This window comes from Kitasatospora sp. NEAU-CNBT7 (assembly GCF_057220535.1).
In genome coordinates this window covers 15621-28421 of the sequence record NZ_JBXQQB010000007.1, presented here as the reverse complement: position 1 = coordinate 28421, position 12801 = coordinate 15621, and the positions used below count along the sequence as shown (strand labels likewise).

The following is a 12801-nucleotide window of genomic DNA, read 5'->3' as shown; positions in this document are numbered from 1 at the left end:
CGGGTCCTGATGAGCGGTCACCGCTGTCCGGGCCGTTATCCTCCTGATGCGACGTCACCGGGGTCCGCGCCGGGGATCGCGGGCATCCATCCGGTGTGAGGACAGGGCCGGACCCTCCCCCGGGGGAGAAGTCCGGCCGGTGCCGCGCTCAGGGTGTCCGAAAGTCTGCCCTCCCGGTCGACCCCGGCATACCCTGGAGCGCAACAGAGAGTCAGCAGGGGTGGGTGGCTCCGGTCTTGGCCGGGGCCCGTGGGGACACCCCGTCGCCTGACGTCCACCGGCACCGGTACGGTGCCTCACCGTAAGGCGGCCTGACGGGGCGGGCCCGACGGAGGACAGGGCTTATGGATCGTACGACCGGCGGTGCGCCCACACGCCCGCCGCAGGGGGTGGCAGGTGCGGTCCTGCTGCTCGGCGTTGTGCTGGCCGGGGCCGCGCCGCTCATCCCGCTCGCCGTCCTGGTCTACCGCTACGAACCCGAGCTGCTGCCGCTGTTCGCGGTCCCGCTGGCCGTCCTGGTGGCGGCCTGGCGGATCGCCCGCGACCGGGCCAGGGACCAGCTCACCGACCCGCTCACCGACCTGCCCAACCGGCAGGCCCTGCTGATCGCCGCCCAGGAGGCCATCGCGGCGCACGACGGGGAGGACGACTACAGCGTCGGGCTGATCCTGCTCGACCTGGACCGGTTCCGCTCGCTCAACGACGCCCTCGGGCACACCGCGGGGGACCGGCTGCTGGTGCACATCGCCCGGCGGCTGAACCGGGCGCTGCGCTCGGGCCCGCAGCCCGGCCCGCCGCGTCCCGGGGTGCCCGCGCTGCAGGACCCGGCGGAGGACGTGTTCGCCGCGCTGCCGCCGTCCGTCCAGCGCAGCGGGCAGGCCGTGGTGGCCCGGATGGGCGGCGACGAGTTCGCCGTGCTGCTGCCCGGGGTGGGCAGCCCCGAGACGCTGGAGCGGGTGGCCAAGGCCCTGATCGTGGAGCTCGCCGCGCCGATCCGGCTCGACGGGCTGCTGCTGGTGCTCGAGGCCAGCGCCGGGGTCTGCGTCTACCCGACCCACGCACAGGATGCCGAATCGCTTCTGCGGCGCGCCGACGTGGCGATGGCCCACGCCCAGCGCAGCCGCAGCGGCGTCGAGCAGTACGACGAGTCGCGGGACATCGACACGCCGTACCGGATCGGACTGCTCGGCGACCTGCGGCGGGCGCTGGAGACCGCCGAGGTCAAGCTGCACTACCAGCCGAAGGTCGCCTTCGACGGGCGGGTGGTCGGCCTGGAGGCGCTGCTGCGCTGGGAGCGGGCCGGGCAGGGCCGGGTCGCCCCGGACGAGTTCATCAGCCTGGCCGAGTCCAGCGGTCTGATGCCCCGGCTCACCGACTACGTCCTGGAGTCGGCCGTCGGCCAGCTGGCGATCTGGCGGGCCCAGGGGCTCAAGGTGCCGGTCGCGGTCAACGTCTCGCCGCGCGACGTGCTCAACCCGGGCTTCGCCGCCCGGGTCGCCGGCCACCTCGACCGCAACCAGGTCCCGGCCGACGCACTCCAGCTGGAGATCACCGAGCGGCTGCTGCTGGACGACTCCCGGCGGGCCGCCGACACCCTGGACGAGCTGCGCCGCTACGGCGTGCGGATGTCGCTGGACGACTTCGGCACCGGGCACTCCTCGCTGGTGCGGCTGCGCAGCCTGCCGGTCGGCGAGCTCAAGATCGACCGCTCCTTCGTCTCCCGGATGGTCGCCGACGACCACGACGCCGCGGTGGTGCGCTGCTCGGTCGAGCTGGCGCACTCGCTCGGGCTGACCGTGGTCGCCGAGGGCGTCGAGGACGACGAGACCTGGGAGCGGCTGCAGAGCATGGGGGTGGACGCGGTGCAGGGCTGGCTGGTGTCGGCCGCGCTGCCGGCCGACCAGGCCACCGCCTGGCTGATGGTGCACAGCACCGGCGCGCCGTCGGTCGAGCGGCTGACGGCGACCCAGGTCCGCCCGGCCACCCAGCTCGGGCCCGGCGCGAAGGGCAAGGGCAAGGCCAAGCCCGAACTCGGGGCCCCGACCGCCCAGCAGTGACCCTCCCGCGGCGCCCCGCTCGCGTCGCCGGTGCCCGGGCCGCGCCCCATAGGATGGGGCGCACAGACCAAGAGGACGGGGTGCGCCGAGCGCCCGCCCGTCCGGGCCGGGCGCCGCAGCAGCGGCCCCGGCCTCACCAGAACTCACCTTGAGGATCGCTGCATGCCTGGCATCACGCGCGAGGAGGTCGCCCACCTCGCCCGGCTGTCGCGTCTTGAGTTGCAGGCCGAAGAGCTGGACCACTTCGCCGAGCAGCTCGACGTGATCATCGGCGCGGTCGCCCGCGTTTCCGAGGTCGCCGGACAGGACGTCCCGCCGACCTCCCACCCGCTGCCGCTGACCAACGTCATGCGCGCGGACGAGGTGCGGCCCTCGCTCACCCCGGAGCAGGCGCTGTCCGGCGCCCCGGCCAGCGAGGAGCAGCGTTTCCGCGTGCCCCAGATCCTCGGGGAGGACTGATCACCATGACCGATCTCATCCGCTACACCGCGGCCGAGACCGCCACCGCGATCGCCTCCGGCACGGTCTCCGCCGTCGAGGTCGCGCAGGCCCACCTGGACCGGATCGACGCGGTCGACAAGAAGGTCAACGCCTTCCTGCACGTCGACACCGAGGGCGCGCTGGCCGCCGCCCGCGCGGTGGACGCCAAGCGCGCCAAGGGCGAGGAGCTCGGCCCGCTGGCCGGCGTCCCGCTGGCGCTCAAGGACGTCTTCACCACCAAGGGCATCCCGACGACCTGCGGCTCGAAGATCCTCGAAGGCTGGATCCCGCCGTACGACGCGACCCTGACGGCGCGTCTGAAGGACGCCGGCGTGGTGATCCTCGGCAAGACCAACATGGACGAGTTCGCCATGGGGTCCTCCACCGAGAACTCCGCCTTCGGCCCGACCGGCAACCCCTGGGACCTGTCCCGGATCCCCGGCGGCTCCGGCGGCGGCTCGGCGGCGGCCCTGGCCGCGTACGAGGCCCCGCTGGCGATCGGCACCGACACCGGCGGCTCGATCCGCCAGCCCGGCGCGGTCACCGGCACGGTCGGCGTCAAGCCGACCTACGGCTCGGTCTCCCGCTACGGCCTGGTCGCCTTCTCCTCCTCGCTGGACCAGGGCGGCCCGTGCGCCCGGACCGTGCTGGACGCGGCCCTGCTGCACGAGGCCATCGCCGGCCACGACCCGCTGGACTCCACCTCGATCGACGCGCCGGTGCCGGCCGTGGTCGCGGCGGCGAAGATGCGCGACATCCGCGGCATGCGGATCGGCATCGTCAAGGAGTTCGCCGGCGAGGGCTACCAGGCCGGCGTGATGCAGCGCTTCCACGAGTCGGTGGAGCTGCTGCGCGAGCTGGGCGCCGAGGTCGTCGAGGTGTCCTGCCCGTCGTTCACCCTGGCGCTGCCCGCGTACTACCTGATCGCGCCGAGCGAGGCCTCCTCCAACCTGGCCCGCTTCGACGCGATGCGCTACGGCCTGCGGGTCGGCGACGACGGCACCCGCTCCGCCGAGGACGTCACCGCGCTCACCCGCGAGGCCGGCTTCGGCGACGAGGTCAAGCGCCGGATCATCCTGGGCACCTACGCGCTGTCCTCGGGCTACTACGACGCCTACTACGGCTCGGCGCAGAAGGTCCGCACCCTGATCTCGCGCGACTTCGACGCGGCCTTCGCCGGCGTCGACGTGCTGATCTCGCCGACCACCCCGACCACCGCCTTCCCGATCGGCGAGCGTGCCGACGACCCGATGGCGATGTACCTGGCCGACCTGTGCACCATCCCGTCGAACCTGGCGGGCAACGCGGCCATGTCGCTGCCCTGCGGCCTGGCCCCGGAGGACAATCTCCCGGTCGGCCTGCAGATCATCGCGCCCGCGATGGCGGACGACCGCCTGTACCGCGTGGGCGGCGCCGTCGAGGCCGCACTCAACGACAAGTGGGGACACCCCCTGCTGGAGGAGGCACCGGCACTGTGAGCACCGTTGCGAAGGCAAAAGGGTTCAAGCACTCCAAGCCCGGCCTGTGGCTGTCCATCGGGACCAGCGCCTTCGGCGCGGTCTCGATCGTCAAGGACGTCAAGAAGGCCCGCGGCGACAACGACACCCTCAAGCTGATCAACGCCCTGGTCGGCGCCGCCGCGCTGATCACCGGCACCGCGCTCCTCGTCCGTGAGCTCAAGCGGCTCGGCGACGACGACGTGCTGCTGGGCTGACGGACCTCCAAGACTCAAGTGAAGGGGACGCTGTGAGCGTCATCAGTCTGGTCTCGTACGAGGACGCTCTCGCCTCGTACGACCCGGTGATGGGCCTTGAGGTCCACGTCGAGCTGGGTACGAAGACCAAGATGTTCTGCGGCTGCTCGACCGAGCTGGGCGCCGAGCCGAACTCGCAGACCTGCCCGACCTGCCTCGGCCTGCCCGGTTCGCTGCCGGTGGTCAACGCGGTCGGCGTGGAGTCGGCGATCAAGATCGGCCTCGCGCTGAACTGCGAGATCGCCGAGTGGTGCCGGTTCGCCCGGAAGAACTACTTCTACCCGGACATGCCGAAGAACTTCCAGACCTCGCAGTACGACGAGCCGATCGCCTTCAACGGCTACCTCGACGTGCAGCTGGAGGACGGCTCGACCTTCCGGGTGGAGATCGAGCGCGCCCACATGGAGGAGGACACCGGCAAGTCCAGCCACGTCGGCGGTGCCACCGGCCGGATCCACGGCGCCACGCACTCGCTGCTGGACTACAACCGGGCCGGCATCCCGCTGATCGAGATCGTCACCAAGCCGATCGAGGGCGCCGGCGAGCGCGCCCCCGAGGTGGCCAAGGCGTACGTGGCCGAGCTGCGCGAGCTGATCCGGGCGCTGGGCGTCTCCGAGGCCCGGATGGACAAGGGCCAGATGCGCTGCGACGTCAACCTGTCGCTGCGCCCGAACGGCACCGAGACCTTCGGCACCCGCTCGGAGACCAAGAACGTCAACTCGCTGCGCAGCGTCGAGCGGGCGGCCCGGTTCGAGATCCAGCGCCACGCCACGGTGCTGACCGACGGCGGGACGATCGTCCAGGAGACCCGGCACTTCCACGAGGACAACGGCACCACCACCGCGGGCCGGATCAAGGACAACGCCGAGGACTACCGGTACTTCCCGGAGCCCGACCTGGTCCCGATCGCGCCGGCCCGGACCTGGGTCGAGGAGCTGCGGGCCGCGCTGCCCGAGCTGCCGCGGGTGCGCCGCGCCCGGCTGCAGGCCGAGTGGGCGCTGTCCGACAAGGACATGCAGTCGGTGCTGAACGCCGGTGCGGTGGAGCTGCTGGAGCAGACCATCGCCGCCGGCGCGCCGGCCGACCAGGCCCGCAAGTGGTGGCTGGGCGAGCTGGCCCGCCGGGCCAACGAGACCGGCACCGAGCTGGCCGAGCAGCCGATCACCCCGGCCCAGGTGGCCCGGGTGTGCGCGCTGGTCGCCGAGGGCAAGCTCAACGACAAGCTGGCCCGCCAGGTGATCGAGGGCGTGCTGGCCGGCGAGGGCGAGCCGGACGCGGTCGTCGAGCAGCGCGGCCTCGCCGTGGTCTCCGACGACTCCGCGCTCGGTGCGGCCGTCGACCAGGCCATCGCCGACAACCCGGACATCGCCGCCAAGATCCGTGACGGCAAGGTCCAGGCGATCGGCGCGCTGGTCGGCGCGGTCATGAAGACCACCCGCGGCCAGGCCGACGCGGCCAGGGTCAAGGACCTGCTGCTGGCGAAGCTGTCCTGAGGACGCCTTAGGCCTCCTTAGTCCCCTAGGCCCGCCCGCACCCCGTACTCCGGGGTGCGGGCGGGCCTTTCGGCTTCGAAAGGCAGGCGCCTAAGGCGGTCGTTCCCCCGAAGATGAGGCATGCTGCCGATGCCGCATCCCTACCTGGGACGGAATCCTGGATGCAGGACGACGGACCGGCCACAGGGACCGGGAAGCGTCCCGAACAGGGGGACCACCACCGTGTACGAGTACGAGATCATCCGCCAGCGCCAGCACCAGCTCGAGCAGGAGGCCGAGCGCGCCCGCCTGGTGCACGAGGCCCGGACCGCCCGCGAAGCCCGGGAGCACACCGGCGACCGCACCGGCCTGCGGGCCCGGTTCGCCCGCAGCGGACGCCGCGACGCCGCCGCTACCGGCCGGCCGGCCACCGCCCGCCCGGCACGACTCGGCGAATGCTGACAGAGCGGCACATCCCGGGTGCCGGAGCCGGGACGGAAGGGGAGCACGCCACCGGCGTGCTCCCCTTCGGGCCGTCCGGCGCCCCCAAAACGCCTCGGCCCGCGATACGGGCCTGTGGCATGCTCGCCGCCATGGAGCAGATATCGGTCAGCCCGGTCTTCGTCGGGCGCAACGCGGAGACCGACCTCCTCGCGGCGGCCCTGCGCCGCGCCGAGGCCGGGGACCCGCAGACCGTGCTGATCGGGGGAGAGGCCGGGGTCGGCAAGACCCGGCTGGTGGAGGAGTTCCTCGACAGCGCGGCCGCCGCCGGCGCGGTCACCGTGCTGGGCGGCTGCCTGGAGATCGGCGCCGAGGGCCTGCCGTACGCGCCGCTGGCCACCGCGCTGCGCCGGCTGTACCGCCAGCTGGGGCCCGAACTGGAACGGGCCGCGGCCGGCATGGAGGGCCATCTGGCCCGGCTGCTGCCGGACTTCGGCGAGGCGGACGGCGAACCGAACGACGAGTTCGGCCGGGCCCGGCTGTTCGAGCACACCGCCCGGCTGTTTGAGCGGCTCGGCGCCGACCGCACCCTGGTGCTCGCCGTCGAGGACCTGCACTGGTCCGACCGCTCCACCCGCGAACTGCTCGCCTACCTGATCCGCACCCTGCACCGCTCCCGGGTCCTGATCGTCACCACCTACCGCAGCGACGACCTGCACCGGCGCCACCCGCTGCGCCCCTTCCTGGCCGAACTCGACCGGCTGCGCACCGTCCAGCGGCTCGAACTCGACCGCTTCGGCCAGGTCGAGGTGGCCGCGCAGCTGGCCGGCATCCTGGGCACCGAGGCGCCGGACCGCGCCCTGGTCGACCGGATCCACCGCCGCTCCGAGGGCAACCCGTTCTTCGTCGAGGAGCTCGCCACCGCCCACCGGCAGGGCTGTCCGGCCGGGCTGACCGAGTCGCTGCGGGACATCCTGCTGGTCCGGGTGGAGGCACTGAGCGACGAGACCCAGCAGGTGGTCAAGTTCGCCGCCGAGGGCGGCTCCTGCGTCGAGCACGGGCTGCTCGCCGCCGTCCTGGACGAGGGCGAGGAGCCGCTGATCGAGGCGCTGCGCACCGCGGTCGGCGCCAACATCCTGCGCCCCGACACCGACGGCGAGGGCTACCGCTTCCGGCACGCACTGGTCCGCGAGGCGGTCTCGGACGACCTGCTGCCCGGCGAGCGGCACCTGATCAACCGCCGCTTCGCCGACGCCCTGGAGCAGGACCCCGCGCTGGTGGGGGACGAGGTCCGGCCCGCCCGGCTGGCCAACTACTGGTACCACGCGCACCATCCGGGCCGGGCGCTGCCCGCCGCCCTGGACGCGGCCCGCGCCGCCCGCCGCCGCAACGCCTTCGCCGAGCAGCTGCGGATGCTGGAACGCGCCCTGGAGCTGTGGGAGGAGGTCTCCGAGGACGTCCTGGAACACACCCTGCGCCCCTACGACTGGGCCGAGACCTATCCGCCCTGCTCCTGCGACGCGGGCCGGCACGACGACTCCTGCGACCGGCTCCGGCAGGTCGACGTGCTGGCCGAGGCGGTGGTCGCGGCCCGCCGCAGCGGGGAGCGCGAACGCGGACTCAGCCTCGCCAAGCGGGGGGTCAAGCTGGTCGACGAGCAGCGCGACCCGATGCGGGCGGCCTGGTTCCGGATGCAGCGCGCCCGGATGCTGGGCCACCTCGACCGTCCCGGCGGCAGCGCCGAACTCGCCTACGCGCACCGGCTGGTGGCCGACCTCGGACCGTCCGCCGTCCAGGCCGAGGTGCTCGCCCTGGAGGCGGCGCACGCGATGCTGCGCCGGCCGACCCGCGAGCACCTGGCCACCGCCGAACGGGCCGTGCGGATCGCGCGGGAGGTCGGCGCGGGCAGCGTCGAGGCGCACGCCAGGATGACCCTGGGCAGCCTGCTCGCCGACTTCGACGACCCGGACCGGGGCCTCGCGGAGCTGGCCGCCGCGGTGGAGCAGGCCCGCGCGCTCGGCGTGCCCGACCTGACCTGCCGCGGGCTCAACAACCTGGCCAGCCTGCTGGTCCAGCTGGGCCGGGCCGAGGAGGCGGAGCGCACCGCCCGCGAGGGGCTGGAGGCCGCCGGCTCCACCGGGCTGCTCGGCAACACCGGGGCGATCCTCACCGGCAACCTGGCCGAGGCGCTGATCGCCCTCGGACGGCTGGTGGAGGCCGCCGGGGTGCTCGACGCCTGGGCCGAGGACCCGTCCAGGGACTCCCACCACGCCTTCCTCAGCCGGCTGCGGGCCGAACTCGCCCTGCTGGCCGACGACCGGACCGCGGCCGAGGCGGCGCTCGCCCAGGCCGTCGCGGCGGGCCGGCACGAGCAGCCCCAGCACGTCCTGCCGACCGTCCTGGTGAGCATCGAGACCGCCGCCCGCTGGGGCAGCCCGCTGGCCGCCCGCGAGCAGATCCTCGGGGTACTGGACCGCGAGCCGGCCGGCCAGCAGACGCTGCTGCTGCTCCCGCTGCTGGTCCGGGCCGCGGCCGTGGAGGCGGACGCGCGCGGACTGCCCGCCGCCGGGCCGGGGCGGGCCGAGGTGCTGGCGCGGATCGCGGCGGCGGCCGAGGGCTACCGGCCGCAGGTGCCGCTGCACCAGGGCTGGGCCCGGCTGCTGGACGCCGAGCTGGCCCGCGCGCACGGCGCGGACACCGCCGGGCACTGGGCCGCGGCCATCACCCCGCTGCGGGTGGCCGGCCGCCCGCACCCGCTGGGGCAGGCGCTGGTCCGGGCCGCCGGCCGGGCGGCCGCCGACGGGGACCGCCGGGCCGCCGCCGAACTGCTGGACGAGGCCCACCCGCTGGCCCGCGGCCGCGGTGACCGGTACCTGGCGCGGGAGGCCGCCCTGCTGGCCGAGCGGGCCGGCCTGCCGGTGCCGCCCACCGGGCGGGCGGACTCCGCCGGGGCGGACCCCGGCCGGCCCGGGCCGGCCGCGCCGCAGGGCGCCCCGGCCGCCGTCGAGGCGCTCGGGCTGACCCCGCGCGAACGGGACGTGCTGCGGCTGCTCTCGCTCGGCCTGACCAACCGGCGGATCGCCGAGGAGCTGTACATCTCGCCCAAGACCGCCAGCGTCCACGTCTCCAACATCCTGGCCAAGCTGGAGGTGGCCGGCCGCGGCGAGGCGGCCGCGCTGGCCCACCGCTGGCGGCTGTTCCCGGACGCCGGCCAGGTCCCCGCCGACCGCTGACCGGCGCGGCCGCCGACCGCCGGTGCGCAGCCGCCGAGGGCTCGCGCGCCGGGGGCGTACGCCCCTGCCGATCGGGCGATCCCGGACCAATGCCCCCAGGCCACCCCAGCGCGCCATTACTCTAAGTTGAGTGTGCGTGTCGTTGAGTGACGAAAGTGGTGTAGGGTCCCGATCGGGAACACCGGTACGGCACCGCGGAGCGCCGCACAGCCGAGGCCCGGGCCGAGACGGTCCCGGTGTCGGAGGGGGAGATGTCGATTGAACTCCACCGATGCGGTGCTGCCCGCCCCCCGGACCACCCCCCGCGCCGCCCGGCTGCGCCGGGCGCTCGCCGACGGCACCCGGACCGCGGGCCTTCCCGGCGCCCTGCTGGTGCTGCTCTGCCTCGGGTACACGGCGGGTGCCGCGGTCGGCTGGGGATCCCCCTCGGTGGCGCTGTTCATGGGCGACTTCGGGCTGGCCGGCGCCGCCCTGGCGGCCTCGCTCTCCTGCCTCGCCCACGGCTGCGCGGTGGCCGGCCCGGCCCGGCCCGCCTGGCTGCTGTTCGGGCTGTCCTCCGCGATGGTGGCGGTCGGCAACGGCACCTGGGGCTGGTACGAGGTGGTGCTGCGCACCGAGGTCCCGGCCGACTCGGTGGCCGACTTCGCCTTCCTGCTCTTCGCCCCGCTCGCCATCACCGGCCTGCTGGTGCTGGCCCAGCGACCGCGCACCGCGGCCGGCTGGCTCTGCCTGCTGCTGGACGGCTGGCTGGTCGGCGGCTCGCTGTTCACCCTCAGCTGGAGCCTGGCGCTCGGGCGGGTGGCCAGCGGCGACGGCGGCGACCCGGTCAAGCTGGCGCTCGGCCTCGGTTACCCGGTGCTGGACATCCTGCTGGTCAGCCTGGTGGTCGGACTGCGCTTCCGCAGCCGCGACGGCAACCGGGCGGCCGTGCACACCGCGATGGTCGCGCTCGCCCTCACCGTGGTCTGCGACGCCCTGTTCACCGCACCCGGCCTGCGCAGCTCGTACCGCTCCGGTGAGCTGCTGGACGCGGGCTGGTTCGCCGGCAGCGTGCTGCTGGCCCGGGCGCCCTGGTCGCAGCCGCGCGGCCTGGCCAGCCGGGAGCACCCCTCGGCCGGCGGGGTGCCGCGCCGCCGGGTGGCCAGCACCTTCTCCGCGCTCACCCCGTACGCGGCCGCCGCGGTCTGCACCGCGGGGATCCTCTACAACGCCCTGGTCGGCCACTTCGTGGACCGCGAGGTGCTCGCCGCGGCCAGCACGGTCGGGATCGCGCTGATCCTGCGCCAGGGCGTGATGCTGCTGGACAACCTCTCGCTGGCCCAGGAGCTGGCGCAGAAGGAGTCGCACTTCCGCTCGCTGGTGCAGGGCTCCAGTGACGTCATCATGATCGCCGGGGCGGACGGGGTGCTCTCCTACGTCAGCCCGGCGTCGCTGCGGGTCTACAGCCGCGACCCCGAGGAGCTGGTCGGCGGCAACCTGCTCGACCTGGTCCACCCCGACGACGTCGACCGGGTGATCTGGGAGGTGGGCCGGATCCTGGCCCGCGGCCGGTTCCCGAACCGCCGCGAGGGCGGCGCGGAGCCGTCCGCCCGGGTGGAGTGCCGGATCCGCTCCGGCGACGGCGAGTGGCTGCACGTGGAGTCCACCGTCAACCGCCACCGCGACGGGCTGATCCTCAACAGCCGGGACGTCTCCGAGCGGGTCCGGCTGCAGGCCCAGCTCCAGCACAACGCCTTCCACGACCCGCTCACCGACCTGCCCAACCGGGCCCTGTTCGCCCAGCGGGTGCGCGCCGCGCTCGGCCTCGGCCAGGCCGAGGGCGCCCCGGCGCACCGCGCCGCCGACGGCACCGGCGTCGCGGTGCTCTTCCTCGACCTCGACGGCTTCAAGGCGGTCAACGACACCGCCGGCCACCAGGTCGGCGACGAACTGCTGGTGCAGGCCGCCCGCCGGCTGCAGGGCGCGGTCCGCTCCGGGGACACCGTGGCCCGGTTCGGCGGCGACGAGTTCGCCGCCCTGGTGTGCGGGCGGCTCGCCCCCGACCAGGTGCACGACCTGGCCGAGCGGCTGCGCACCGCACTCTCCGAGCCGTACTGGATCGGCGGCGCCGAACTGGGGGTGGCGGCCAGCATCGGCATCGCCTTCGCCCCGCGCGACCTCACCCCCGGCGCCGACCCGCGGGCCGCCACCGACGAGCTGATGCGCAACGCCGACCTGGCGATGTACCGGGCCAAGTCCGAGGGCAAGGGCCGGGTGGTGCTCTACACCCCGGCGATGCGGGCCGAGCTGGAGCGCCGCACCGAGCTGGCGGAACGGCTGCGGGTGGCGGTCCGCGAGGGCGGCTTCACCCTGCTGCACCAGCCTGTGGTCGACCTCGCCAGCGGCCAGGTGGCCGGCGTCGAGGCGCAGGCCCGCTGGCGCTCCGCGCAGGGGCTGCTGCTCACCCCGGCGGAGTTCCTGCGCACCGCCGAGCAGGGCGACGCCGCGACCAGGTTCGCCCGCTGGATGCTCCAGGAGGCCATCCGGGCAGCCGCCCGCCGCCGCGCCGACCCCGCCAGCCCCGACGTACCGGTCTCGGTCCGGCTGACCGAGGACCGGCTCTGCGCCCCCGGCATGTACGAGGCGGTGGCCTCCGCCCTGCGCGACAGCGGCCTGCCCCCGGGCCAGCTGATGCTGGAACTGGCCAAGACCGGGGCCGACCACGGCGCGGACGAGCTCGGCCGCCGGCTGGCCGCGCTGCGCCGGCTCGGCGTCTGCACCGCGGTCGGCGGCTTCGGGGCCGGCGGCGGCTCGCTCGGCACCCTCGCCCGGCTGCCGTTCGACGTGCTGAAGCTGGACCGCAGCCTGGTCCAGGACCTCGCCGACTCCGCGCTCACCCGGGCGCTGGCCGGGAACGCGCTGCGCCTGGGCCGCGACCTCGGTATGGTGACGGCGGCCGAGGGGGTGGACCATCCGCGCCAGGTCGCGGTGCTGCAGGAGCTGGGCTGCCGGCGGGCCCAGGGGCTGGCCTTCGCCCAGCCGCTGGACGAGCCCCGGCTGGCCCGTGCGCTGGTGCGCCGGGTCTACCCGCTGCCGCGTCCGGTCGGTGCGCTGGCCGGGCGCCGCCCGCACCTGGCGGACCAGACCCGTCCGGGTGGCTGCGCGGAGCCCGCGGCGGGCCGCTCCGGGCACCACCACGCCCCCCTCGACCTGCCACAACGCCATGCCGTCGGGGGTCCGTCCGGTGGTCCGCATGGCGAGACGTCCGTCCCACCAGCTTGACACTCACCGGGGCTCGGGAGGAAGGTCGGTGCCATGCGCACCCGAATTCTCGTACTTGGCGGGCGCGTCGGCTGAGCGGGCCGTTGTGCCTGCCTCGTGACAGA

7 protein-coding genes and 1 pseudogene are annotated in these 12801 nt (G+C 74.7%); all 8 read left to right on the top strand.

The annotated features are described in order from the left end of the window. Positions 1–407: 407 nt before the first annotated feature. Positions 408–2057, top strand: a pseudogene (locus AC2TEW_RS11805) (putative bifunctional diguanylate cyclase/phosphodiesterase); the annotation flags it as partial. Positions 2058–2219: 162 nt separating this feature from the next. Beyond that, the gene (gatC, locus tag AC2TEW_RS11800; protein WP_033820075.1) at positions 2220–2516 is read left to right on the top strand and encodes an Asp-tRNA(Asn)/Glu-tRNA(Gln) amidotransferase subunit GatC; all 297 of its coding nucleotides are present in this window, start codon (positions 2220–2222) and stop codon (positions 2514–2516) included. Positions 2517–2521: 5 nt separating this feature from the next. After that, the gene (gene gatA / locus AC2TEW_RS11795) at positions 2522–4015 is read left to right on the top strand and encodes an Asp-tRNA(Asn)/Glu-tRNA(Gln) amidotransferase subunit GatA (RefSeq protein ID WP_484623324.1); all 1494 of its coding nucleotides are present in this window, start codon (positions 2522–2524) and stop codon (positions 4013–4015) included. After that, positions 4012–4251 carry a hypothetical protein gene (locus AC2TEW_RS11790; protein WP_350638077.1) on the top strand — a complete coding sequence of 80 codons (240 nt, stop codon included), beginning with the start codon at positions 4012–4014 and terminating at the stop codon, positions 4249–4251. The genes gatA and AC2TEW_RS11790 overlap by 4 nt, the downstream gene beginning before the upstream one ends. A gap of 32 nt (positions 4252–4283) precedes the next feature. Then, a complete protein-coding gene (gatB, locus tag AC2TEW_RS11785) occupies positions 4284–5783 on the top strand; it encodes an Asp-tRNA(Asn)/Glu-tRNA(Gln) amidotransferase subunit GatB (RefSeq protein ID WP_484623323.1) in 1500 nt (499 codons plus the stop codon). A 222-nt stretch (positions 5784–6005) separates the two neighbouring features. Continuing rightward, the gene (locus tag AC2TEW_RS11780; protein ID WP_484623322.1) at positions 6006–6224 is read left to right on the top strand and encodes a hypothetical protein; all 219 of its coding nucleotides are present in this window, start codon (positions 6006–6008) and stop codon (positions 6222–6224) included. Positions 6225–6355: 131 nt separating this feature from the next. Next, positions 6356–9436, top strand: a complete 3081-nt coding sequence (locus AC2TEW_RS11775) for a helix-turn-helix transcriptional regulator (RefSeq protein ID WP_484623321.1) — start codon at positions 6356–6358, stop codon at positions 9434–9436. Between the two features lie 315 nt (positions 9437–9751). After that, positions 9752–12697: a putative bifunctional diguanylate cyclase/phosphodiesterase gene (locus AC2TEW_RS11770; RefSeq protein WP_484623508.1), complete on the top strand. Its 2946-nt coding sequence runs from the start codon at positions 9752–9754 to the stop codon at positions 12695–12697. The last annotated feature ends 104 nt before the right edge of the window (positions 12698–12801 follow it).